Source organism: Peribacillus phoenicis (assembly GCF_047238085.1).
Taxonomy (GTDB): Bacteria; Bacillota; Bacilli; order Bacillales; family DSM-1321; genus Peribacillus.
In genome coordinates this window covers 2,105,279-2,128,682 of the sequence record NZ_JBDFMF010000001.1, presented here as the reverse complement: position 1 = coordinate 2,128,682, position 23,404 = coordinate 2,105,279, and the positions used below count along the sequence as shown (strand labels likewise).

Genomic DNA, 23,404 nt, shown 5'->3' with positions numbered 1-23,404 from the left:
TTTTTGTGAATGAACAACTGAATGAGGCACCCTGCGGATATTTAACTTTATCAGAAGAAGATGATATTTTATCCGTTAATCAAACCTTACTTAAATTATTGGGGTATAATCTCGATGAATTGAAGGGACAGCATATTAATTTTATCCTTTCGGCTTCTGCTATACTCTTTCATCAGCTTTATCTTGTTCCTCTGATTAAGTTAGAAAATCACATTGAGGAAATATATATATCCTTAAAGTCTGAAGACGAAGAAGAAATACCTGTGTTACTAAACGCTGTTCAAAGAGAGCGAGATGGAAGAACCATTATTGAGTGTGTGGTGATTCCAATGCGAAAAAGAAACGAATTAGAAAATGAGCTTCTTATAGCGAAAAAAGAGGCAGTGACAGCTCTAAATGCTAGGAATAAGGCTTATTCTGATTTAGAGACTGCTCATGAAACGATGAAAATGCAAAAGGATAAACTTATTGAATTAAACGAAAAAAACGAAAAATACAAAGTAGATACAGAAAGAGAAATGGATCTTGCTAAAAAAATCCAAGAGACACTATTAACTGTTCCTATTAGTAATGAACATCTTGAAATTCAAGCGTATTATAAAGGTTCCAATCAATTATCAGGTGATCTATATGGATTTTACCAAATTGACGCCCAACGGTATGGGCTTATCCTACTTGATGTGATGGGGCACGGGCTTTCTTCAGCTCTCATAACCATGTCACTTCATTCCATATTTCAGAGATTAATTTTAAAAGGTTCTGAAGTGAAAACTGTGATGAAGGAATTAGATGATCACCTTCATTCTTTATTCAAAAACACAAGTGAAACTTGGCATTACTGCACAGCCGTCTACCTTTTAATCGATACTGATAAGAGAGAAATTAATTATATTAATGCAGGCCATCCTTCCGTTCTTTTACAGGATATAAACGGAAAACAATATCAGTTGCGTTCTAATCGGCCTCCACTCGGGATGTTTGAAGAAATTATTTTTAAAACAAATACCCTTACATACAATAAGGACAGTAAGCTCTGCCTTTATACAGATGGAGTTGAAGAACCTCTAGGTTCAGACCGTTTATGCTCATTGTTAAAGACCTATTCGGCTGCCCCTTTATTTACACTTAAAGAGGAAATTATACAATCGCTTAGAAATGAAGAGGACACTGACCAACGTAAAGATGACCAAAGTCTTATTTTGGTTAAACTAAAATAAGACTTTGGGGTTGCGCTATCCGTTACATCAACTAATACAGATTGTTGTTCAATTTCTTGGGAATTCCTGTAGTAGATACTAATTTAGTTGGTTCGAAAACCGAGAGTCTTAATGGCCAGTTTAGTAATTGGCATAAAATAAAACAAATGAGGAGCTATCTATTTTGGGTAGCTTCTATTTTTTATGCAAAATAATTATTAAAGATTGCGTAATATAAATAATTGACAGCGTCCGATCCAAAAATAATCCAGCTACCAGCACACTTTCAATCGATTTAACCATCTTTTTATTAATTTTGCTCCATTTACCTTCCAATAATTTCCATTATATAATGAAGCTATTAAAGAGGAAGGGGGCATGGCAAATGAACGAAGGTAGAGATCCATTCGTTTCCTCACTCGCTTCACATTTAAACATGCGGCTCACTCGTTTGGCAGAAGAAAGGGTAATCCCACTGGAAAGATTATTGGATAAATCCGTCGAATTGTTACTTGAATATATGGAAGATAATGAATTGATCAATGACCATGTTAAATTAAACAATGTTGAAGCGATTAATAAAAATAATGAAATCATTCAGCAAAGCAGGCAGATTCTTAAGAAAGACTAGCTTAAAAACACTCAGCCATCACGGTTGAGTGTTTTTAAGCTTTTATATTTCAGAGCATTACCACCATCAACTTCATATCCAAATAAAAAAGGCAGCCACTAGGACTGCCCCTGTTGAACAATTGTTTTACAGTTGTTTCATTCTTTTAGTGATTAATAAAAACGATGCTTGTTTTTTTTGCATTTTTTACATTCACAACGTTTTCCAGGAAACCATACTGTACTCGGGTCATTGTTCTCAAAACATTTTTCTTCATAACAACAATTTATCTGCATACTAACACCCTCCTTACTATTGTATATGCATGGACTGATGGAAGGTGTGGACAAGTTGCTAAAAGATTATAAATGAATGAGAATTAATTCATTTTCCTTGTTGCTGGACAATTTCCAATGTATGTGGAAGCAAACTGAAATCTCCCCAAGTTTTATGACCAGGAATAACGATTTTCGCATCTTTATACACATACATTAAATTCTTCATCGTATTTGGCCAAGCTTCCATGTTAGCTTCATCAATGATCCCAGAATTCTTTTGTTCAAGTGCAAAGATCATATCACCAAATAATAAGGTATACTTTGGAAGCCATATCGTCATGTTATCAGAAGTATGGGCTTCCCCGGGGGAAGTATATTTCGATTTTCATATTCCCAACTTTTAAAGTTGATGCCATTGAATCCAGTGAAGGATCGGGCATAGGATAGTTGAACTCTTCTGCCAATCTTGCAGTTTCAGGAGTGCTTACCGTTTTTAGTTTTGATCCAATAATGCCTGAATCCCGCCAATTCTATCGTATTTGTGGTGAGTTATTATTGCCCACTTGACAGGTTTTTTGAATTCCTTTTTTATCATATCCAATAATTGCTTTGCCAGTATATCGTCCCAAGCTGCATCAACTAAGACGATTCCTTTTGAAGTATTAAGTACCAGACCATTCGCACAAATCTTATTACCTTGGATTTCCGTATATGTTGTATGTACCCAAACATCCTTTTTTATTTGAGTTAGAACTACTGATCTATCCTCACTGGTTATTACCGTTCGTTTTGATTTAGTTTCATGAGCTGAAACCGGTATCGAAATGTTTAGTAATGAAAAACAAAACTTGCTAACACGATTAAAAACCCTTTTTTAACGTTTTCATTTAATTCTTTCTATACTATATTTATAGAATTATATACACCTCCAAATTTTAGTTCAAATATATATGACTTCTCAACGATTAGACCATAATATAGTTATGTAAACAAATACCGATCAAAATTTAACGGAATACGTCAACATCAAGTATTTAACGACGCAGGCAGAAAATGATGACTGCGAACACCGCAATTTTTTAGTACACAGAGTTTAGCAACCTGGCGAAATTTATTGACAATGATTATCATTACTATTAATATATTGATGTAGTCATTGAAAATGAATATCATTATTAATTAGACATTTTTTGATATGTTTTTAACCTACTCTATAATTAATAAGGAGAAAAATCAGAATGAAAAAGCTATTCATCCCCTTCCTACTCTTGTTCGTACTCATTCTTAGTGCTTGCGGTAACAAAGAGACTGCGAACGAAAATAATGCATCCAAGGCTAAAAAAGAAACAGTTACATATCAATCAGAAACTGGCCCTATTGAGATTCCTAAAAACCCAAAAAGAATAATTGCTCTCTCTAATGGACCTAATGTATTGGCTTTAGAAGGAAATGTCGTTGGGATAGACCAATGGACTAATATGAATCCACTTTTTAAAGAAAGACTAAAGGGAGTGGAAGTCGTATCAGAAGATAACCTCGAGAAAATCATAGAACTGGAACCGGACCTAATCATAGCGGGATCCGAGATGAAAAATATCGGAAAGCTAAATGAAATTGCTCCGACTGTAGTATTCACTTGGGGGAAATTAGATTATTTATCACAGCAAATAGAAATCGGAAAACTCTTAAACAAAGAAAAGGAAGCAAAAGAATGGGTTAATGATTTCGAAACGCGTGCAGAATCCGCAGGAAAAGCGATACGTGCAAAAATTGGTGAAGATGCAACCGTTTCTGTGATTGAAAATGATGCTAAGGAGTTTTATGTATTTGGAAATAACTATGCACGCGGAACAGAAATATTGTATCAAGCAATGGATTTGAAAATGCCTGAAAAAGTAAAAGAAAAGGCACTTAAATCCGGCATTTATGTCCTCTCATCGGAAGTGCTTCCTGAGTATACTGGAGATTATATTATCTTTAGCAAAAACCCAGATGTTGTTAATTCATTTGTAGAGACCGAGACATGGAAAAATATACCTGCAGTTAAAAACGATCGTATATTTGAAATAAATAGTAAAGCATCCACCTACAGTGATCCAATCACTTTAGAGCATCTTCTGGAATTTTTCGAAAAATCATTTCTTAACAAATAATATGCAAAGAAGGAATTCTTTAAATGAGAATTCCTTCTTTAATGTGTTTTATACTTGAATTTCATCTCAGAAAAACAAACAGCACCTGATGCCTAAAAGGCAGCTGTTGGACCAAATTCCTTTCAAGCCACTTTGTATAATCAAAATGTACATTTAACTTTCCTGAATCATTTACTAATAATGTCACCGAATACTAGGTTCTTGGTCGTTATCAATAAAAACTTTTGGAGTTCAACATTTGTTTGATATAATTTTATGTAGTTCTTAATTGTAAGCTATCTTATCTACATAATATAATTTTGAAATATAATGTAAAAACGTGTTACTCCTTACCTTTGGGGCCTAAAAAAGAAGAAAGCTCCTCCTTCCCCCCTTAACTTCACCATTAATACAACAATTATCCCATTCATTTGGAATCATATCGTTAATCTGTTGTGCAATCAAAATCTCGCCTAACCTCGTACTTCTTTTTCAATTCTATCATTGCACAAAATACTTCATGATGGTTCAACCATCATGAAGTATGTATTTTCAAACACCTCATCATTACCTTCTATCCACTTCACATATATTTTCCAGTCAAATTTGTTAACAATATTAATTTCTTTTACTTAACTCTTCACTTACTTCTTTAAACCAAGTTTTGAAAATATTACTTGGAAGAAGGGTATCATCATTAGTGTAAACTAAATCATAGTTATACTTTGCTTGCAATTTGTTATTTTTTATACTGTAACGTAACTTTATTTCAGTTGGCATCTCATGATTAAATTCGTTACATCTTTTATGAATCTCTTCTAAAATTTCAGTACCTATACGTTGTAATGCAAATTGTCGTTCTTTTGATACATCATAAATATAGTCATGATTCTTCACATCTATTTCGTTCAATTTTTGCTTCAAAACAATAGTCCCTTGCACGTTATAAAACACATTAAAATAATATGCATCAGGTTCATAAGAACCATAAATATAAATTTCATCTGCTTTCTTATCAACAAATTCCAAACAAATCGCAACCAAATCTGTTTGAAGCTCTGAAAAATAATCTTCAAATTCTTTTCCCAAAATGAACACCTCTATTTCTTTATTTTAATAAAGTTTGGTTCCCCATCTATCTCGTACATAATATCAAAACTGCTCGGTCTCTATTAATCCCATCATAATTAACTTTAACATTGAGGAACAAATTCCCCTTTTTTTAGCCGTAGGCCATTGAATTTCCCATAATAAAAACCTTGAAAGACTTGTTTACCTCCCAAGGTTTCTATGATAATAAGTTCTATTTTAATTTTACAGCTTCTTTTATTCGTTCTATGACTTTATTTAGCCACTGTATAGGAGTTAATCCAATTGCGGGAAAATAAATTTCTGCATTAGCTTTTATATAGTTTTCCTTTTCTTTTTTTGTTATATCACTATTTAAAAATTCGTCACAATACTTTATTGTAAAAAGCAAACATTCATTATTAGCTTCGTTTATAAACTCAACTAATGCTAGTTCAGGCGAACTAATATCCTGGTGAAATGTTCCACATAAAAAATCTTCTAACTCTTCTAAGTAATCATACCTTTCTTTCATTAGATTCCTCGCTTCCTTATTTTTTATGGATATCCTGTTAGAATAAAATTATCGTTGTATCTTTTTTAAGTACAATTTTTGCGTTTGTAACATTCTCTACAAAGTCGGAGTTCCTTGATACACTTCTACTAATTATTTCTTCAACATCCTTAATTTTTATTGGTAATGTAGGTATTTGGACCAGAAATCCATTTTGTATTTTCTCCATATGCGAGGGCTTGGTCCTCCTGCGAGGGATTTTACATATTTTTCAATTGTCTTGTAGCCCTATTACAATCCATTCATCTACAATATCCCAGAAATCCACATTATACTCAGGCTTATCATTAGTAAACCATAATGTCGCTAAGTCATCTATACAGTTTTTTAAATCTATAGCAACATATCCTCCCATGCCATTTTCAAAAAAACCATATGTTGTTGCCATATTAATTCCTAATGGTTCATCTAATTCTTCAAGTATTCCCCATTCGTAATCCTCAAAATGAGTAATGTGGTCTACTGGTACAAGCCCCATAGCTCTACTTGGCAGATAATAAAACCCATTATGTAACTTTTCATAAAATCCCTTAATAGATACTGGTACATTTGACCAATTTTGTTGCATTTCTGAAATATTAATAGAATTGGTCGGTATACCACCTTCATAATAGAGAATTTCGTCATTTTCACTCATTACGCTATATAGTACTGCATATTGTCCATTATCTACAATTAGTTCAATTTCTAATAAATTCTCTTTCAAGTATGATATAGTATTACTCAATTCTTTTTCACACACATTATTCCATAAAGCTATTAGTTTATCTTTCTTTCTAGTTTATCTGTTTCTTTAAATATCTCTATCCATTTTTCAGGCATATTTTCCTTTTCAATATTGAGTAAGTCTTTATTAGATACAAACTCGATACTTTTCCTGTATTGTTTTAAAAAAGATAATTTATCCACCCGAAATCACTCCTTTTTATTTTTCCTATTAAATTCATCTATCATCTTTTGTATCTCAATTTCTAGTTCTTTTTCTTTTAATATCATTTTTTCCCTAAATTCAGGATTTACCGGAATATTTTCTTTTTTGTAGATGTACCAACCTGCAAATGATTTTGAACCTTTAGATGTATTAGCTGCTTCACTAAGACCTATAAAATTCTCTGCAAAATTGGCAATTTCCTTCTGTTGATTGTAAGTTAATGTCTCAAAACCTTCTATACGAGCTATTTTCTAGAGAAACAATATGGTCTGCATGCCGTTTTTTATCATTATTTTTCCAGGTAGAGCAAAATCCTCAATCCAATAATATCATCAATACTATTGTAAACTTCTCTTTGTATTTTAGAAGACGGCGATGCTCTTCTAAATTTAGCATTTGTCTCATTGGGAAAATTGTCTGCTTTTCGATCATAACTTGGCTAAAGTTGGTCCTCCTGCGAGGGATACTTGTTCCACACTTATACGTTTAGGAATTTCTTTTTTGCCTAGTTCTTCACCTATATTTTTTAACGTAGTTTTTCCTTGTTATTGTAGCTTGGGCCTTCTAAACCGCGCTTTTGCGCAAATTCCTTATGTAAGGGAGGACTTTGTCCCACTTGCTATTTTTTTCTAAGCCACCGTGCCTCCATTATTCTTTCTTAAGGTATTCTTCTAAAATACTCTTTTCATTTTCAGATTCAGGTAAAAGACCTAAACGAGTATATTCCCAAATAATCCTTCTTTCGTGATCTTCTCATTGGATAAATCCTCATAATCATAATTAACCCATCCGCTAACAATTTACATAACCTACTTTTGTTTCTTTATTTGTGCGTGTAAAACAAGAACTTAAAGGAAAAAAGCTGAACAGCCATTTGTATAACTACTTATTCAATGCTAGATAAAATTTGTTTTCTTATATTTGCATCAATTTTATTATTTGAATAATTATCTTGTAAAATATCAATTAATCGATAGATCATTCCATCCTTTCCATGGTTAATTTCTAAGAAATTATTTATGAAATGATGAAATAGATCCTCATCCACTGATTCTATTGGACCAGGTAAATATTTTTCCCCTTGCTCAATATAAGCTTTCCAATCAGTAAATGCAATCGCATCAATAATGCAGTTCCAAGCCTTCATCTTTAATTCCTTCTCCTCAAATTGCATCAGTATGAATAGACCTGTTTCATCTGCATTGTCAAAAAATTGATAGATAGTATCTCCAGAAATGTTTTTGTTTTCAACCCAATCCCAGCATAAGTCAATTGCTTCGACTGCAGCTTTATACCCAGAAGATTTCGAAAGCATGCCTATAACTTTCTCAGACAAAGTTAAAAGAAATGCTACCTGTAAATCAGAGTTCATTTCAATGATTTTTTCTATCACAAACTTTTCCTCCTTATTCAATCAAAACTCCATTTTTTCAAAATAAAGGATAATCCCCCTGCAGATTTAACCCCTTCAACGTCTCAGAAGATGACTTTATCGTTAACTCAGGGTACCTTTTACTTCTTTTACTTAGTTATTTCCACTTTCTCAGGTTCACCTAATTCGATTTGGTTAAAAAACCTTCTCCCTTTAGGAAGAAGGTTTCTTTTTTTACTCTTAGGACAGTGTTAGACTATCCCTTTTTATATAATTATAGTTTTCAATATTATCGATTAATGAGTAGTTTTCCAATAAGTATTTTTTAAAATTATTTAGACTTTCAAGCTTAAAATTACCAGATTCATTCGCATTTTCACCTAATAATCTTAACGTTTCGTCATCAATCACTTCAACCACTTGAGGAACAAAGTCTCTTTTTTCCTTTTTATATGCTTGATAAGCTGTATAAGAAACAGCATCTAAAACTGAATACCATGCATATTGTTTTTGTAAATCCTTTTCTTTATTTGCAAACTCAGCTACATCTACATAATCTTCGCTATCTATGTAGTTACACAAATCATCCGCATCGATTTTTTCACCTTCAAGCCATTTCCAACAGGAATCTAGAGCTTCTTTACCAATTTTATATCCGGGTTCATCCATATTAATTATATTAAACATATTTTCAGCTATTACCAATCCTACTGCAACCTTAGCCACTGCGTTGAGGTTATTGATAAAATCCATAACTATCATTCCCTACTTATTTTCTTATTTTAACCACATTTTCTGGCAACCCATTTATTACCTCAAAGGACAATGTATCTCTTGGATATGGTAACTAGGATTTATTTCAGTCGATACCTTAATTTTTAAATTAGGATACATATCAGTCATTTGCTTAAATATTCCTCTTGCATCCATCAGCCTGTTCTGGCGCTGTTCCTCAGTTAGCTGGTTGCCGAACATCTTTCCCAATGACCACTTCGCCAAAGCCGTTGTCCGTGATGAGTCCCTATACATTTGGCTTAATTGTGAACATGTATTTAAAGTTGTTTTTATGTACAATATTTTTTTGTCAAACATTATTAATAACTACTTAGTGTTATCTATCTTAGAACGAAACTATTTATTCGGCACTAGGTAGCCACCCAAAAAAACCTGAAAGATATTTAGCCATTCAAGGGATTAAAAAAGCATTTCAAGGTTTCATTTTATATAGTGTTTTAATTTAGGTATTCAGATTCCCATTTATCTTGTTTTTCTACAGGGCTAAGTTCTGAAATATCATCATATCCATAATTCATTTGCATTTTTCCTGTGTTATCTAAAATGAAAGTGAGGTTAGTCCATAGTTCCTGTTCTTGCTCCTTAAGTTCTTCACGCATTTTCGAAAAACAATTATACAAATCATTATCAAGCCCCTCAAACTCTTCCTCATCAACATTAAATAAATCAGTTATATCCAGACTATATACTGGTTCCCCTCCAATTTCAGGGTAATAGTAGAAAAAAACCTTTTTATAACCTTCTCTAAACTCAGCGTATAAAAAGATTTGTTTCCAATCCTCTGGAATCATATTAACTAATGTATTCGCAATTTGTTGATATGTCTGCTCCATTATTTTGGTTTCCATCTCATTTACCTCTTAAAATAATTAGTTAATCTATATGAATATTTTTTACCATCTATTGCATAGTTGATTTTAAACTCACCTAGTCTAGCTGGTTGCGCCTCTTTATGGGTTTTACTTTAATAATTACTTCTTTACCAAAGACTTCTTCCATGGACTTTCGGCTTCGGACAGCTTGCGACCCGTTACTAGATCGACTCCGGTATTTGTTTGCTTTACTTTACTTTTCATGTCAGGTTAAACAACCACTTGCTACACTCCCATCCCGATTTTTAAATCTATATATGGATTACTTTAACCTTAAAACTATTAAAGCAAAAATGGATTGAAAGGCAAAAGCCAGTTAAGATCTAAAATAGGATTTTTTATCTTATTAGTAGGTAAGCCACCCTCATAATACATACAACCACCTTGAGCGTCATTAATACTATACAAAATGGCATATTTATCTTTAGTTCACTTGCCTTATGTGTTACTGAAATATGATAACCATTCATATAGCTAGCATCGGCACTGAAGAGTGCTCTAAATCCGTTATCTTTCCTCTTTGCACAAATGAATGTACTGACTAAAATCAGGAAATACGTCCCAGTTTCTTTCAAGGGTATCGCTAACCTCGCGTTCCTCGACTGAACCGGTTTTAAAGTCTCTCTTTTCCATTGCTATATAGCCATCTTCTCGGAAGCCCAAAATCAAGCTACTTACTTCCTTATCAGTTTCATCATCATACTCCCAATACATTGCTGTTCTTAAAAAAATCTTACCATCACTCATAACTTCAAAGTCATAATTTAGATACTTACGAGTGAAATCATCATAAAAACTTACCGAAACCCATTCATTTGTTATATTTACAATATATTTAGGTTTTTCATTTTCAGTTAATACCGCCGTATATGGTTCATGTTTTTGATGGTATGTGTATGCAGTACGTTCATCAAGAATGTTCCAAGGCTTTTTTTTGATATCTGACCACTCGTCACAATAATAAACTTTCATAATCATTATCATTTATTCACCTTCCCATTAATATCCTTAATAATAATTCTGTTTTTTGTTGCTTCATCAATAATTGTTTGCGGAATTGGTTTATTTTGAACTGGTAATGGAAGCAAAAGAAGTAGGCGGCAAAAAGTACGTAGTCGACTCATATGGACCCAATAAGGAAATAGTATCGAGAAAATTCACTCAACTTAGTGAAGTGCAAAAAACGATAGCTAAGAGTTACTTATATGAAATTACAAAAAAATATCCTTCAGGCTCTAAAATATCAATTGGTCCTTTTAATCCAAACGCTCTCAAGGAGGGCGACTTAAAGATGAATTAATATTAGAAGTACTCTACCTCATTATAAGGATAACGAGGACGATTTCCTTATTAAAATTATTACCTGCTTCCCATCGCTCTTTAAGCCAATCTGGTACAGTTTTCTTTTTAGATGTAAATTCACCCGTCCCCTTAGGAACACTCTCCTTTGAAACACCCTCTATTGTGCCATCCTTCACCGTGAATTTCTGATAGGCTTCCTTATTTGTCTGCTTTTCCATCACAACTTGGGGTAGGCTTGGTCCTCCTGCGAGGGAATCTTGTTCCACACTTATACGTTTGGGATTTCTTTCTTACCTATTTCATTACCTATATTTTTTAACGTGGTTTTTCCTGATCTCTCTGTCTGTTATTGTAGCTTGAACCTTCTGAACCTGCTTTTGCGCAAATTCCCGTATAATTAGCATTTTGTCTTCTGATAGATATATTATTGGATTAATTTTCTATTTCACCTTACCCTAAAACCATTGTTAAAGATAGTTTTCTTCTTTCCTCTACTCTCGTAATACACTGTTCACAGTCATTACAGTCTATTTACAGGACAATAAGAATTTAACACTTAGTGTATTATAAAAATTCTAGTTCTCTTTTTTTTTAACGCTAAAAAGCACTCGTTGCCTTTAGTAGACAATCAAGCGCATTAAGTTCATTTTCTAAATAAATCATTAAGTTTCATGTTTTAATGTTGACAGTATGACATCTATGAGGGGTCCTATCTATTAAAATGTTATCCCGCCCTATTCTCGTTCTTATTGCCTAATATTAAAATTACATTGACACTCCTTGAAGGTACAACCTTGATGAGTCATGTATTCAAATTAGAGCGTATCTTCGAGTGTAAACAATTTAAAGGTATTATTTTTTATCTCATCAAACCACTCATTAAAAATATGAGTGGCCGTTTTAATCTCATCATGCGTATAAACTAAATCATACTTGTATTCAGCTTTGAAGTTTCCACTCTTGACATCATATATTAATTTCATCTCAGTGGGCATATCTTTTTCATATTCTTTGTATAATGCTTTGATTTTTCCGATATCTTCATTTAAGATATCTAATACCATAAAATTTCGTTCTGCAGATACATCATATCTTTCTTCCCCATTTTCCAATGCATCATTCAATTTATGAGACTTTAAATACTTATTGTTAATCAAATAAAAGAAACTGCTCGAAATAATTCCTTCTTCACATGAAGCATGAACATATACTTTATCAGCTCTATCTTCAACATATTCCATACATATGGATATCATATCTGCTTGCAATTCACTAAACTTATCTTCAAATTCTTTCATACTATTTTTTCACTCCTTAGATTAATTTTCAAGAACTCTAGAGCTCCTTTTACCATCAATAGTATAAATTACTTTAAATTTTTCAGGACGCATATCGTTCCCAGAGTAGATTATATCAACAACTGTTACTTTTTTGGAAGGTGTTTCTTTTAAAGCTGCAGCCCGTTCTTCTTCAATTTTCTTATATTGCTTCAAATTAACATCAGATAATTGCGAAACCAAATTGTCAATTTTATGTGATCCTCCAAATCTATCACCTGCCAAATGCCCTGCATAGTCTTGACCTTTTACTTTACCAGGTGTGTTTTTGCTGTGTGACAATCTATCTGTTCTCGTTGTTAATTGTAAATTTTCTGTTTCAAATTTTACAATCCTACCTACATTATCTGTTTCATAAAAGTAATCATACTCTCCTGTTTTATATCTAATGTCAGGCTTTAACCTATTTTTTCTTCCGTTTGTAAACTGTATTCTGTTGTCCACTAATGTTTTAACTTCACTTACTTCAGCACTACCTTTACCCATACCCTTAGGAATACTCTCCCCTGAAGCAGCCTCTACTTTGCTATCCTTCACCGTAAATTTCTGATATGCTTCCTTAATTGTCTGCTTTTCCATCATAACATGGGGAAGGCTTGGTCCTCCTGCGAGGGATACTTGTTCCACACTTATACGTTAGGAATTTCTTTTTTACCTAGTTCTTCACCTGAATTTTTTAACGTGGTTTTTCCTGGTCTCGCTATGTCTGTTATTGTAGCTTGAACCTTCTGTACCTGCTTTTCGCAAATTCCTTGCTGTAAGGAATGAACTTTGTACCACTCGCTACTTTTTTCTAAGCCACCTAGCCATGAAGTGAATCTATATGATGTTAAGTCCTCACTGCCTATTATTTGAGGAACCGATATGGCTTAAGATGATACATATTCATATCAACAATAAAAAGACCTTAACTTTTGCGTTAAGGTCATACAAAAGAACAAGCTTTTCTTGTCTACATTATTCTTTCTTAAGGTATTCTTCTAAAATACTCTTATCATATTCAGATTCAGGTAAAATACCCAAACGAGTATATTCCCAAATAACCCTTCTTTCGTGATCATCTGCATCTGATAGATCTTCATAATCATAGTCAACCTTAAATTTCCCTGTACTTTCTAAAGTAAAAGTTAAATTGGTCCATTGTTCTTGATTATTATTTTTAAATTCATCCGATAATTCTTTTAAGACCTTTATTAACCTCCGCCATGTATCTCTATACTCCCTTCTACTAATACTATGTAATTCAGGGATATCATGGCTATATATGAGTTTATCATTAATATTAGACTTGTAGAAAAAGAACGCAGTCCCTGTCCCTTCAGTAATTTCTCCATACAAAATTACTTTACTCCATTCTTCTGGAATCATCTCATTTACAGTTTGAGCTATATTCTGATAATAATCATTTAGTTTTGATTCATTCAATTTTTTATCCCCCTGCTCTATTTTCAAATGTTCTTAGTAGTTTTTAACAACATCCTATACCAAAAGTTATAATCTGTATACTTAGGAATAAAGAAGGTGATAACTGGTTTTACCAGTTATCACCTTCATAAACAAACGAAATTATAATATGCTAAAAGTTCTATTGCAAGTCTTGAAGTACGTAACACAGACAAATCCATAGGTTTATTGCATGTTTAAAATAATTTTATAAATTCTTCTCTTTTTATTAGGATTTCTTTATCTGTACACTGATAATCATGAAGAATATTTTCCATTCTCTCAATTTCATCTACTGTGAGAAAACTTTGCTATCCTTAACCGTAAATTTCTGATAGGCTTCCTTAATTGTCTGCTTTTCCATTACAACTTGGGGAAAGCTTGGTCCTCCTGCGAGGGAAACTTGTTCTACACTTATACGTTTAGGAATTTCCTTTTTACCTAGTTCTTCACCTATATTTTTTAACGTGGTTTTTCCTGATCTCGCTATGTCTGTTATTGTAGCTTGAACCTCTGAACCTGCTTTTGGACAAATTACTTGCTGTAAGGGACGAACTTTGTACCACTCGCTACTTTTTTCTAAGCCACCTTGCCTTAAAGTAAATCTATATGATTTTAAGTCCTCTTGGCCTATTATCTGAGGAATGATATGGAGTAAGTTGATACATTTTCATATCTCAACAATGAAAAGACAAAAAACCTTAACTTTTGCGTTAAGGTCATACAAAAAGAACAAGCTCTTATTGTCCTCCAATATTCATTCTTAAGGTATTCTTCTAAAATAATCTTATCATATTCAGTTGGAGGTAAAAAACCCAAGAAAGTATATTCCCAAATACCCCTTCTTTCATGATTATCTGAACCTGATAGATCTTAATAATTATATTCATAATCTATTCTTGATTGGTTATCCCTTATTCGATTGGTCCCATGAATTGAGTAATCAGATAAATATGTTCAATAAGTTTCACCTTTTTCAGGTTTTCCACTTTATCTGGTCCACCTAATCCAAGGAGAGGGGTATAACCAAAACATTCATCAAAATCTGGTTCTCCATATTTATCAACTGCTTCAGGATAAGGATTCCATTCTAATTCTTCAACAATAAAGCTATTATCATTTAAATCATCTAGAAAAAAATCAAAACCAGCTGAAATAACATTTACATTCCCTTTTCTAAAATTTAGCAGGTTTAAATATCTTCCTTTTTCCCAAACAATTATATCGCCCATAGATGTAGCAAATAACGGAATAGCATCCTCGCTTCTTATATATACACCTTTTAAAAGTTCTTCAAATACTTCAGGGTTTATCAATTTTAAATAACCTTTTAATATACTTCCAAACCCGTATTGCCTCCATATTTCTGTTATTTGTTCTGGTATCTTCTCTTTATATTTTTCGATGACTTCTTTATCAATTTTTTCTTCAAATACAAATCCTTCAAATACATTATTTGACAAATTATTCTCACTCCAATAATTAATTCATTAATTTAACATTTAAATATGTTGATTTTCTTTCTGATTCAACCATGGTTTTTGATAGCTCTCTTATTTGTTCATCTAATACATCTATTCTGTATTTCCATTGAGAGCCAATAGAAGAATTAACTTTTTTATCCCCCATTCCACCTATATTAATAGGAGTTCCTCCCGCAATTTGATCCGGGTTATGGAGAGCAGCTTGAGTTTCTAACCATTCATTTGCTTTTTTGTTTGCGTCTTGTCTAGACAATCCTTGTTTCCTTAATTCCAGCTCTTCCTTCTTCTATATATCTTTCTCTATTCTTTAAATATTCATCAATAGTTAAATCATTCAACCCTTTTTCTTGGTCTTTTAACTGTCTAGCGAATTCTTCTGCATTGTGTTTTGGATTTTGCTTGAACATAACCTCTATTTCTGAGATTCTTTGGATATGGTATAAATGCCTGTACCCTTACCACCATCACTCTTCACCGCAAACTTCTGTACTATTTCCTTACTTCCACATTGCCGATTTGTCTGCCGAATGCTTTTGCTTTCTGAACCTGCTTTTGCGCAAATTCCTTACTGTAAGGGATGAACTTTGTACTACTCACTACTTTATCGGCGACCTTCGCCGCACCTACCACACCGCCGATTCCGAGTGCCATCAAAAGGCCGTTCTGGCGCTGTTCCTCGGTTAGCTGGTTGCCGAACATGTCTTTGCCGGTGGCCGTCTCAAAGAGGCCGTTGGCTGCGAGGAGTCCGTATATCCCGTATTCGGTTTTCTGGAGGAGGCTAAAGCCTTTTGTCGTTTTATAGGCATCGAGCGCGTGGTTCGCTGCGTTGAGTCCTTAGGCCGTTTTGTATAGGGCGCTGCCGCCTTTGATGGCCCGGCCGCCGGCCCAGCCGACTACGGGGATGAATCCAGCGGCTGCCATGGCGCCGGCGGCGATTCTTTCGGCATCGGACAGCTTGCCGCCCGTTACTGGATCGACTCCGGTTGAGGCCCTGATAGAATCATAATATCCCGTGAATTCCCCTGTAAAGGTTTTTGTCGTATCCCAGGCTTTTTCATACCATGGGCGATTTTCTAGGCTTAGCTTTATATTTTTTCTATTAATCTTAGGAAAAAAAGTATTAGACATCGACATTCAGAAATTAATTAAGGTAGAGTAGCCTTACGGCATAGTAAAAAAGGTATATTGTACATACGATTTAACTTTAAGTACGGCTTTATATCTTCTTAAAATGCTGTGTAGGTCTAACAATAGGTTAATCTCAATACTATAAAAAAGAATTCGGCTCTCCCTTCAAATAATAAAACCTTAGAGATTTTTGATATCTCTAAGGTTTTATTATTTATTCCTGTGTTAGGGTTGTAATATAACAATTATCTATTAAAACTCTTTTAAAAAAGTCCATAACCTCTTGAGTTACAACTAACTCACCTTTTGGTGATAAACAGAAGTGATGTCCTGACCAATTTTTGAAGTTCTCTCCTTCTACTTCAACTTTACCAAGCGGAATAAATCTGCTGAATTTAGGTAATTCCTTATTTGGATACATTTCTTTAAATTCATCAGATGTAGTAATTAAACACTTTTCTAATTTGTAATCTTTAAATTCACTATTCTTTAATTCTGTTTCAAGTTTACTTGAAACAATAAAGGCTGGTGTTGACTCTAACAGGTCATCTCCTAGCCATCCTTCAAACTCATAATGTAAATATTTTACCTTTCCTGAAATACCTTCAGTTGCAATATCTTCTTCTGTTCCATAAATGGTATGTTCACCATGACCACCTGATACTTCTGGTTCTAAAAAATATAATTTCATTAGTAACCTCCTTCCTATCACATTCTCACCTTTTCACTGGCGGATTAAAATTTTCACCATATTTTTGATCTAACTCAATCATATAGCCTATTACTTCCTCTTTTGTGGGATTAGGGTTATTTCTGTAAAATCTATTCCAATCTATTCTTATTTTTGATAAATGTATATCACTGTTTACTTCTTTTGGTATACCTCTCAGGTTTTCTAGAGTATGTATTTCCTCAAGTAAAATAAATTCGGGTGCCTTTTTAGAATTTGTTGCTCTATAGCATGATGAACTACTACACTACCTTTAAGGTCTGGGTATTCAACAAAGAATGTCTTTTTATAGTCCTTAATATTTTCGCCTATTTCTATACCCTTAGGAACACTCTCGCCTGAAGCAGCCTCTACTTTGCTATCCTTAACAGTAAATTTCTGATAACTTCCTTAATTGTATGCTTTTCCATCATAACATGGGGAAGGCTTGGTCCTCCTGCGAGGGATACTTGTTCCACACTTATCCGTTTAGGAATTTCTTTTTTACCCAGTTCTTCACCTATATTTTTTAACGTGTTTTTTCCTGATATCGCTATGTCCGTTATTGTGGCTTGAACCTTTTTGAACCTGCTTTTGGGCAAATTCCTTGCTGTAAGGGACGAACTTTGTACCACTTGCTATTTTATCACGACCCTGCCTGAGGTCAGTAAATCCATATTCTTATCTATTAATATTTTTAGACCTAACGGCCTTTTATCTGAGGAACCCGATATGGCTTAAGATGATACATACCATATCAACATTGAAAAGACCTTAACTTTACCGTTAAGGTCATACAAAAGAAATAGCTTTTCTTATCCTTGATTATTCTTTAGGTATTCTTCTAAAATACTCTTATCATATTCAGTTTCAGGTAAAAGATCCAAACGAGTATATTCCCAAATAACCCTTCTTTCGTGATCATCTGCATTTGATAGATCTTCATAATCATAGTCAACTTTAAATTTCCCTGTACTTTCCAAAGTAAAAGTTAAATTGGTCCATTGTTCTTGATTATTATTTTTAAATTCATCTGATAATATTTTTAATTCATCTAATAATTGATACCATAATTTATCATATTCTTCTTCATTTAAACTATATATTTCAGGTATATCATGACTATAAATAGGCACTTCACTATTAGGAGTATAATAAAAAAAGAAAGCCGTACCGGTACCGTCAGCAATTTCACCGTACATTAATACCTTTGACCATTCCTCTGGTATAGTTTCATTAATAGTTTGGGCTATTTTTTGATAAATACTATTAAGTTTAATTTCATTCATACTTACCTACCTCCTGCTCAATTTTCAAATGTCCATATCTCCAATATTCCTTACTGGTAGGGGAGGATTTTAGTTTCTTTGTTACTATGTCTGTCTTATCCTTGGGGTGTTACTTGGGGATTAATATTTCTTTTCTACTTTCTCATATAACCAGTTTCTAGTATTTATGATTCTTTCTTCACCAAATTAAAAGAGCTTATCGAAAAAAACGATAAGCCCCTGAATTTTAGGCTTTTTGACTTAACCCCAAAAAAAGACCCTGGATTCATTTACTTTTGATAGTCACTTGTAATCATCAACCATCTTTTCAACTTCATTGACTCTCCCTTATTCGATTGGTCCCATGAATTGAGTAATTAGATAAATATGCTCAATAAGTTTCACCTTTTTCAAGTTTTCCACATTCTCAGGTCCACCTAATCCAAGGAGAGGGGTATAACCAAAGCATTCATCAAAATCTGGTTCTCCATATTTATCAACTGCTTCAGGATAAGGATTCCAATCTAAAATTTCTTGGTAAAATGATTCATCTTCTAAATCAGGAAAGAAATATTTAAAACCGGACGATATCCCTTTAATTTCACCCTTTCTAAAATTAAGTAAAATTAAATATTTATTATGTTCCCAAACAACAAGATCCCCCATTGATGTAGTAAACAATACTAGCGCATCCTCGTTTCTTACATATACATCCTTTAATAGTTCCAATATTTTTCTGGGTTAACAATATTTAAATAACCGTTTAAAATACTACCAAAACCATATTTATTCCACACTTCTAATACTTGTTCAGGTATGTAACCATTGAAATTATTAATAGTTTCTGCTTGTGCTTTTTCAAATAATTTAAAGTTATCAAAAATGTTAGTTGACATTTTTATAATCACCTCTATTTCATTGTATTAATTTCACATATAAGTATATTGATTTTTTATCCACTTCCGTCATACTAGCTGCAATAGATTTTATTTGTTCATCTATAACATCAATTCTATATCTCCATTGCGAACCAAGGGATGAATTAACCCTTTTTTCCCATTCCACCAATATCAAGTGGATTGCCACCCGCAATTTGATCTGGATTATGTAAAGCAGCCTGTTCATTCATCCATACCGTAGCCTGCTTTTCTGATTCTTTTCTAGATAAGCCTGTCTCCCTTAACTCATCAACTTTATCTAAATAAGCTTTTAATCTTGCAGCCTTTTGAGCTACATTCCCTTCTAAAGCTCTTCCTTCTTCTATATATCTTTCTCTATTCTTTAAATACTCATCAATAGTTAAACCATTCAACCCTTTTTCTTGGTCTTTTAACTGTCTTGCGAATTCTTCTGCATTGTGTTTAGGATTTTGCTTGAACTTGACATCTATTTCTGAGATTCTTTGGACATGGTACAAAACACCCATACCCTTATCACCATTGCTCTTCACCGCAAACTTCTGAACAATTTCCTTAACCGTCGTTTTATCAAATGTGACATTTTTATAGTTGTTTCCATACGCCGTGGCTAATTCTTCGACCCTAATCCGGAGAGGTACTTCCACATTGCCGATTTGTCTGCCGAATGCTTTTGCTTTCTGAACCTGCTTTTGCGCAAATTCCTTGCTGTAAGGGACGAACTTTGTACCACTCGCTACTTTATCAGCGACCTTCGCCGCACCTGCCACACCACCGATTCCAAGTGCCATCAACAGCCCGTTCTGGCGCTGTTCCTCGGTTAGCTGGTTGCCGAACATGTCTTTGCCGGTGGCCGTCTCAAAGAGGCCGTTGGCTGCGAGGAGTCCGTATATTCCGTATTCGGTTTTCTGGAGGAGGCTAAAGCCTTTTGTCGTTTTATAGGCATCGAGCCACGTGGTTCGCTGCGTTGAGTCCTTTGGCCGTTTTGTATAGGGCGCTGCCGCCTTTGATGGCCCGGCCGGCCCAGCCGACGACGGGGATGAATCCAGCGGCTGCCATCGCGCCTGCGGCGATTCGTTCGGCATCGGACAGCTTGCGCCCCGTTACTGGATCGACTCCGGGAGTAGTATTTTGGTTTTACTTTTTATGTCAGGTTAACCAACCACTTTCGTATACTCTCATCCCGACCTTTTGATAAATCATATTAAACGCAAAAGGACCTGTTGCCACATAGACAATCAAGTGCTTTCTTTTTAGGTATGTTCCCTGCGTTAAAAATGTCATCCCGCCTAGATTTCGCTATAATACTTTATGATCGTACAAACCTCATAAGCTTTCGATTTTCAACAAGTTATCGCAAAAATTTTGTTTACTTGTCCTATGTCTACTTACATTATTCTTCATTTAAATAATTGTTTTCTCTTTTTATGTGTTTCTATATCTGCTAATCTAATAGGAATGGGTAAACGACTCTCTTGATTGATACAGTTCATGACAATCTCCGTACTAGTTTCTAAATCAATCCAGTTCCCACATGAAACAAAAATTGGTTTTACATGATAGGAAGTCCTCAAAGTTCTGCCATAAACATTACCATGAATTAAGATGTCAGTATACGAACCCACTTCATTTTCAGGCATCGTAAAGTCAACATTTTCTATTTTTAAATAGCTCTTTGCCACACCAATAGTTGGTTTTTTTAAATACATTGAAGCATGAGTAGCAATTCCCATGTGACGATAATGTAGATACCCATTTCCATCAAACATATATAAATCAGGTTCATTAGATAATTTCTTCGCGGCTTCAAGTACTAGAGGCAACTCTCGAAAAGCAAGGAAACCTGAAATATAAGGAACATTTATTTCTCCATAACTATATACCTTTTCGACAACTTCCTTTGTATTATAATCAATCATAACTATACAACATGTACCATACGTCGTTTTATTTACATCCCAGTAAGCTAAATCTACCCCAGCAATGGTTTGGATTTCACTAATGTCAAAACTATTCTCAAGAGTTACATCGGATAATAATTCAATTTGAATATTAGTAAATTGATTTAACAATTTTATATTGTTTGAATCTACATTCTTCATAGAGTATCACGTTTAGAAAAAGATTCAATCAATTTTAAATCTGTGTCTGTTGGAGAAAGTTTTTGCTTGATGATACGACCTTTATCATCCCATTCCACATAATGAAGAGCTATACCGAATTTATATTTTCCTTCAAATTTTAATTCTCCACTTTCGTACCAGATTCTTTCGGTGCCATTAATTTGTCCATGTATTAAATTTTTCACGGATTTTATATTTCCATTTTTATAAAACTCTATTAACTGGCCCTCTATAAAACCTTTTACATAATTTGTATAATATATTAAATTCCCATTATCATACAACTCATAAGCTAAACCGGTAAAAGGTTTCCCATTTTCGTCTTCCGGATTATCTAAAACTTCATCGCTATAAGATGTAAACCATAAATCTTCGTCAAAGTCGGTTCCATGTTCTATAACATATTCTTTACTTAAAATTTCAATTTGATCTTTCAATCTTTTTCACCTCTGAACTAAATTCAAATCCTTCAGTAATATAATTACAATGTGGGCAAGTTGGCATCATCATGCCAGCCGGTTTCAATTTTTTACCAGATCATACTACATGAGTGTTAAAATTTGAAGAACTTGCTTGAGGATTTGCAAGTAACGCTTGATTTAATGAGTAAACTTCTGCGTGAGATCCAGCCCCATACGTAAATGTATATCCTTCTTTAATATCTATCGGCATATTTATTATGCGTTGTTCTATTAAAGAGTGTAACTTTTCTGGAATCTTACCGGTAGTATTATTGATTCCAAAGTAATATTTACCTGTTGTTTTATCAAAAGTTCCAGCAATTGCAGGTCCCATCTCTCTTTTAGAAATGCCAAGTTTATTTAATCTTTCAACTTCTTGTGCTAGAGCACCACGTAAGTTAATTCTATGATTTAAATCTTCTGAAGTAAATCTTCCATATTTATCATGCAAATAATCTATTCGATTTAAACTTACATTATTGTTTGATATATTACCCGTACCCTTAGGAATACTCTCCCCTGAAGCAGCCTCTACTTTGCTATCCTTCACCGTGAATTTCTGATAGGCTTCCTTAATTGTCTGCTTTTCCATCATAACTTGTCGAAGGGTTGGTCCTCCTGCGAGGGATACTTGTTCCATACTTATCCGTTTAGGGATTTCTTTTTTACCGATTGCTTCACCTATATTTTTTATCGTGGTTTTTCCTGATCTCGCTATGTCTGTTATTGTAGCTTGAACCTTCTGAACCTGCTTTTGCTCAAATTCCTTACTGTAAGGGACGAACTTTGTACCACTTGCCACTTTACCAGCGACTTTGGCCACACCAGCCACACCGCCGATCCCTAGTGCCATCAACAGCCCATTCTGGCGCTGTTCCTCGGTAGTTGGTTGCCGAACATGTCTTTGCCTGTGGCCGCTTCACCGAGGCGGCTGCGGTTAAGGCGTACAGATCGCACTTGGTTTCATGGCAGATAAATTATTGGATTAATATCCCATTTTACTTTACCCTAAAACCATTATTAAAGATAGTTTCCTTTTTTTCTCTACTCATACACTGTCACAGTCATTACAGTCTATATACACGACAATAAAAATTTAACTCTAGTGTATTATGCTCTTTTAATTTTTAACGCTATAACGCTAAAAAGCACTCGTTGCCTTTAGTTGACAATCAAGCGCTTTAAGTTCATTTGTTTTTAAGTAACATTAAATTTGTAAGTTTCATAGTAACAGTATGACAACTTTTATATGTCGAGACATATACTACGTTTAAAACTTACGAATTTGTACGAGTTCGCTAGTTTAATATACAATTCATGTGTTTATATTCATCGCCCAGTAAAATGTCATATCACCTAAGCTCGTACTTCTTTTTCTATTCCATCTTTGCACGTAATACTCTA

29 protein-coding genes and 1 pseudogene are annotated in these 23,404 nt (G+C 33.9%); 3 read left to right on the top strand and 27 right to left on the bottom strand.

Annotation, left to right across the window (positions count from 1 at the left end; genetic code table 11):
* Positions 1 to 5: 5 nt before the first annotated feature.
* On the top strand, positions 6 to 1,217 hold the full coding sequence (locus ABC374_RS10355) for a SpoIIE family protein phosphatase (RefSeq protein WP_413017488.1): 1,212 nt from the start codon (positions 6 to 8) through the stop codon (positions 1,215 to 1,217).
* Positions 1,218 to 1,581: 364 nt separating this feature from the next.
* Entirely contained in the window at positions 1,582 to 1,827 is a 246-nt protein-coding gene (locus ABC374_RS10350; protein ID WP_350302571.1) for a hypothetical protein, read from the top strand.
* A gap of 363 nt (positions 1,828 to 2,190) precedes the next feature.
* Here the strand turns inward: ABC374_RS10350 and ABC374_RS10345 are convergent, their stop codons facing one another.
* The gene (locus ABC374_RS10345; protein ID WP_413017485.1) at positions 2,191 to 2,382 is read right to left on the bottom strand and encodes an MBL fold metallo-hydrolase; all 192 of its coding nucleotides are present in this window, start codon (positions 2,380 to 2,382) and stop codon (positions 2,191 to 2,193) included.
* Between the two features lie 195 nt (positions 2,383 to 2,577).
* Positions 2,578 to 2,757 carry an MBL fold metallo-hydrolase gene (locus tag ABC374_RS10340; protein WP_413020319.1) on the bottom strand — a complete coding sequence of 60 codons (180 nt, stop codon included), beginning with the start codon at positions 2,755 to 2,757 and terminating at the stop codon, positions 2,578 to 2,580.
* Positions 2,758 to 3,322: 565 nt separating this feature from the next.
* On the opposite strand from ABC374_RS10340, the gene ABC374_RS10335 reads away from it, so the two are divergent.
* Complete coding sequence (locus ABC374_RS10335; protein WP_350302569.1) at positions 3,323 to 4,237, top strand: iron-hydroxamate ABC transporter substrate-binding protein; 915 nt, start codon at positions 3,323 to 3,325, stop codon at positions 4,235 to 4,237.
* A 597-nt stretch (positions 4,238 to 4,834) separates the two neighbouring features.
* Here the strand turns inward: ABC374_RS10335 and ABC374_RS10330 are convergent.
* The 25 genes and pseudogenes from ABC374_RS10330 to ABC374_RS10205 all read right to left on the bottom strand — a co-directional run bounded on the left by ABC374_RS10330 (position 4,835) and on the right by ABC374_RS10205 (position 22,853).
* A complete protein-coding gene (locus ABC374_RS10330; protein ID WP_413017483.1) occupies positions 4,835 to 5,314 on the bottom strand; it encodes a DUF600 domain-containing protein in 480 nt (159 codons plus the stop codon).
* A gap of 205 nt (positions 5,315 to 5,519) precedes the next feature.
* Positions 5,520 to 5,819 carry a contact-dependent growth inhibition system immunity protein gene (locus ABC374_RS10325; protein ID WP_413017481.1) on the bottom strand — a complete coding sequence of 100 codons (300 nt, stop codon included), beginning with the start codon at positions 5,817 to 5,819 and terminating at the stop codon, positions 5,520 to 5,522.
* A gap of 250 nt (positions 5,820 to 6,069) precedes the next feature.
* Complete coding sequence (locus ABC374_RS10320) at positions 6,070 to 6,585, bottom strand: SMI1/KNR4 family protein (protein ID WP_413017479.1); 516 nt, start codon at positions 6,583 to 6,585, stop codon at positions 6,070 to 6,072.
* A 32-nt stretch (positions 6,586 to 6,617) separates the two neighbouring features.
* Positions 6,618 to 6,767 carry a hypothetical protein gene (locus ABC374_RS10315; RefSeq protein ID WP_413017477.1) on the bottom strand — a complete coding sequence of 50 codons (150 nt, stop codon included), beginning with the start codon at positions 6,765 to 6,767 and terminating at the stop codon, positions 6,618 to 6,620.
* Between the two features lie 908 nt (positions 6,768 to 7,675).
* Positions 7,676 to 8,182: an Imm6 family immunity protein gene (locus tag ABC374_RS10305; protein WP_350302565.1), complete on the bottom strand. Its 507-nt coding sequence runs from the start codon at positions 8,180 to 8,182 to the stop codon at positions 7,676 to 7,678.
* 219 nt (positions 8,183 to 8,401) lie between these two features.
* Positions 8,402 to 8,914 (bottom strand): Imm6 family immunity protein, encoded by a 513-nt coding sequence (locus ABC374_RS10300; RefSeq protein WP_413017475.1) that lies wholly within the window; start codon positions 8,912 to 8,914, stop codon positions 8,402 to 8,404.
* A 479-nt stretch (positions 8,915 to 9,393) separates the two neighbouring features.
* Positions 9,394 to 9,804, bottom strand: a complete 411-nt coding sequence (locus tag ABC374_RS10295; RefSeq protein WP_350302563.1) for an immunity protein YezG family protein — start codon at positions 9,802 to 9,804, stop codon at positions 9,394 to 9,396.
* A 531-nt stretch (positions 9,805 to 10,335) separates the two neighbouring features.
* The gene (locus ABC374_RS10290; RefSeq protein ID WP_350302864.1) at positions 10,336 to 10,800 is read right to left on the bottom strand and encodes a hypothetical protein; all 465 of its coding nucleotides are present in this window, start codon (positions 10,798 to 10,800) and stop codon (positions 10,336 to 10,338) included.
* Between the two features lie 1,145 nt (positions 10,801 to 11,945).
* Complete coding sequence (locus ABC374_RS10285; RefSeq protein WP_413017473.1) at positions 11,946 to 12,428, bottom strand: DUF600 domain-containing protein; 483 nt, start codon at positions 12,426 to 12,428, stop codon at positions 11,946 to 11,948.
* A 21-nt stretch (positions 12,429 to 12,449) separates the two neighbouring features.
* Positions 12,450 to 13,094, bottom strand: coding sequence for a DNA/RNA non-specific endonuclease (locus tag ABC374_RS10280; protein ID WP_413017471.1), 645 nt, complete (start codon positions 13,092 to 13,094; stop codon positions 12,450 to 12,452).
* Between the two features lie 330 nt (positions 13,095 to 13,424).
* Complete coding sequence (locus ABC374_RS10275; protein WP_413017469.1) at positions 13,425 to 13,892, bottom strand: antitoxin YezG family protein; 468 nt, start codon at positions 13,890 to 13,892, stop codon at positions 13,425 to 13,427.
* Positions 13,893 to 14,824: 932 nt separating this feature from the next.
* Positions 14,825 to 15,373: a T6SS immunity protein Tdi1 domain-containing protein gene (locus ABC374_RS10270; RefSeq protein ID WP_413017467.1), complete on the bottom strand. Its 549-nt coding sequence runs from the start codon at positions 15,371 to 15,373 to the stop codon at positions 14,825 to 14,827.
* Between the two features lie 19 nt (positions 15,374 to 15,392).
* A complete protein-coding gene (locus ABC374_RS10265) occupies positions 15,393 to 15,647 on the bottom strand; it encodes a polymorphic toxin type 15 domain-containing protein (RefSeq protein ID WP_413017465.1) in 255 nt (84 codons plus the stop codon).
* On the bottom strand, positions 15,640 to 15,801 hold the full coding sequence (locus ABC374_RS10260) for a polymorphic toxin type 15 domain-containing protein (RefSeq protein ID WP_350302557.1): 162 nt from the start codon (positions 15,799 to 15,801) through the stop codon (positions 15,640 to 15,642). The genes ABC374_RS10265 and ABC374_RS10260 overlap by 8 nt, the downstream gene beginning before the upstream one ends.
* Positions 15,802 to 15,883: 82 nt before the next feature.
* Positions 15,884 to 16,093, bottom strand: a complete 210-nt coding sequence (locus ABC374_RS10255) for a hypothetical protein (RefSeq protein WP_413017463.1) — start codon at positions 16,091 to 16,093, stop codon at positions 15,884 to 15,886.
* A 135-nt stretch (positions 16,094 to 16,228) separates the two neighbouring features.
* The gene (locus ABC374_RS10250; RefSeq protein WP_413017461.1) at positions 16,229 to 16,522 is read right to left on the bottom strand and encodes a pre-toxin TG domain-containing protein; all 294 of its coding nucleotides are present in this window, start codon (positions 16,520 to 16,522) and stop codon (positions 16,229 to 16,231) included.
* A gap of 214 nt (positions 16,523 to 16,736) precedes the next feature.
* The gene (locus tag ABC374_RS10245) at positions 16,737 to 17,213 is read right to left on the bottom strand and encodes a hypothetical protein (protein WP_289321966.1); all 477 of its coding nucleotides are present in this window, start codon (positions 17,211 to 17,213) and stop codon (positions 16,737 to 16,739) included.
* 833 nt (positions 17,214 to 18,046) lie between these two features.
* Positions 18,047 to 18,520: an antitoxin YezG family protein gene (locus ABC374_RS10240; RefSeq protein WP_350302553.1), complete on the bottom strand. Its 474-nt coding sequence runs from the start codon at positions 18,518 to 18,520 to the stop codon at positions 18,047 to 18,049.
* A 327-nt stretch (positions 18,521 to 18,847) separates the two neighbouring features.
* Positions 18,848 to 19,395 (bottom strand): annotated as a pseudogene (locus tag ABC374_RS10235) (T6SS immunity protein Tdi1 domain-containing protein).
* Between the two features lie 19 nt (positions 19,396 to 19,414).
* Complete coding sequence (locus tag ABC374_RS10230) at positions 19,415 to 19,624, bottom strand: polymorphic toxin type 15 domain-containing protein (RefSeq protein WP_413017459.1); 210 nt, start codon at positions 19,622 to 19,624, stop codon at positions 19,415 to 19,417.
* Entirely contained in the window at positions 19,542 to 19,925 is a 384-nt protein-coding gene (locus ABC374_RS10225; RefSeq protein WP_413020317.1) for a polymorphic toxin type 15 domain-containing protein, read from the bottom strand. Before ABC374_RS10225 ends, ABC374_RS10230 begins: the two co-directional genes overlap by 83 nt.
* A gap of 427 nt (positions 19,926 to 20,352) precedes the next feature.
* Positions 20,353 to 20,490, bottom strand: a complete 138-nt coding sequence (locus ABC374_RS10220; RefSeq protein ID WP_413020316.1) for a hypothetical protein — start codon at positions 20,488 to 20,490, stop codon at positions 20,353 to 20,355.
* Positions 20,491 to 20,816: 326 nt separating this feature from the next.
* A complete protein-coding gene (locus tag ABC374_RS10215) occupies positions 20,817 to 21,518 on the bottom strand; it encodes an endonuclease V (RefSeq protein ID WP_413017457.1) in 702 nt (233 codons plus the stop codon).
* A complete protein-coding gene (locus ABC374_RS10210) occupies positions 21,515 to 21,976 on the bottom strand; it encodes a toxin-antitoxin system YwqK family antitoxin (RefSeq protein WP_350302549.1) in 462 nt (153 codons plus the stop codon). Before ABC374_RS10210 ends, ABC374_RS10215 begins: the two co-directional genes overlap by 4 nt.
* Positions 21,977 to 22,076: 100 nt before the next feature.
* On the bottom strand, positions 22,077 to 22,853 hold the full coding sequence (locus ABC374_RS10205) for a YwqJ-related putative deaminase (protein WP_413017455.1): 777 nt from the start codon (positions 22,851 to 22,853) through the stop codon (positions 22,077 to 22,079).
* Between the last annotated feature and the right edge of the window lie 551 nt (positions 22,854 to 23,404).

Excerpts from the sequence above, each read along its gene's own strand:
- ABC374_RS10350 (WP_350302571.1), top strand. The coding sequence starts at position 1,582 with ATGAACGAAGGTAGAGATCCATTCGTTTCCTCACTCGCTTCACATTTA.
- ABC374_RS10345 (WP_413017485.1), bottom strand. The coding sequence starts at position 2,382 with ATGATCTTTGCACTTGAACAAAAGAATTCTGGGATCATTGATGAAGCT.
- ABC374_RS10335 (WP_350302569.1), top strand. The coding sequence starts at position 3,323 with ATGAAAAAGCTATTCATCCCCTTCCTACTCTTGTTCGTACTCATTCTT.
- ABC374_RS10325 (WP_413017481.1), bottom strand. The coding sequence starts at position 5,819 with ATGAAAGAAAGGTATGATTACTTAGAAGAGTTAGAAGATTTTTTATGT.
- ABC374_RS10300 (WP_413017475.1), bottom strand. The coding sequence starts at position 8,914 with ATGGATTTTATCAATAACCTCAACGCAGTGGCTAAGGTTGCAGTAGGA.
- ABC374_RS10295 (WP_350302563.1), bottom strand. The coding sequence starts at position 9,804 with ATGGAAACCAAAATAATGGAGCAGACATATCAACAAATTGCGAATACA.
- ABC374_RS10290 (WP_350302864.1), bottom strand. The coding sequence starts at position 10,800 with ATGAAAGTTTATTATTGTGACGAGTGGTCAGATATCAAAAAAAAGCCT.
- ABC374_RS10285 (WP_413017473.1), bottom strand. The coding sequence starts at position 12,428 with ATGAAAGAATTTGAAGATAAGTTTAGTGAATTGCAAGCAGATATGATA.
- ABC374_RS10260 (WP_350302557.1), bottom strand. The coding sequence starts at position 15,801 with ATGTTCAAGCAAAATCCAAAACACAATGCAGAAGAATTCGCTAGACAG.
- ABC374_RS10255 (WP_413017463.1), bottom strand. The coding sequence starts at position 16,093 with ATGTTCGGCAACCAGCTAACCGAGGAACAGCGCCAGAACGGCCTTTTG.
- ABC374_RS10250 (WP_413017461.1), bottom strand. The coding sequence starts at position 16,522 with ATGTCTAATACTTTTTTTCCTAAGATTAATAGAAAAAATATAAAGCTA.
- ABC374_RS10245 (WP_289321966.1), bottom strand. The coding sequence starts at position 17,213 with ATGAAATTATATTTTTTAGAACCAGAAGTATCAGGTGGTCATGGTGAA.
- ABC374_RS10240 (WP_350302553.1), bottom strand. The coding sequence starts at position 18,520 with ATGAATGAAATTAAACTTAATAGTATTTATCAAAAAATAGCCCAAACT.
- ABC374_RS10230 (WP_413017459.1), bottom strand. The coding sequence starts at position 19,624 with ATGAACAGGCTGCTTTACATAATCCAGATCAAATTGCGGGTGGCAATC.
- ABC374_RS10225 (WP_413020317.1), bottom strand. The coding sequence starts at position 19,925 with ATGGGTGTTTTGTACCATGTCCAAAGAATCTCAGAAATAGATGTCAAG.
- ABC374_RS10215 (WP_413017457.1), bottom strand. The coding sequence starts at position 21,518 with ATGAAGAATGTAGATTCAAACAATATAAAATTGTTAAATCAATTTACT.
- ABC374_RS10205 (WP_413017455.1), bottom strand. The coding sequence starts at position 22,853 with ATGGCACTAGGGATCGGCGGTGTGGCTGGTGTGGCCAAAGTCGCTGGT.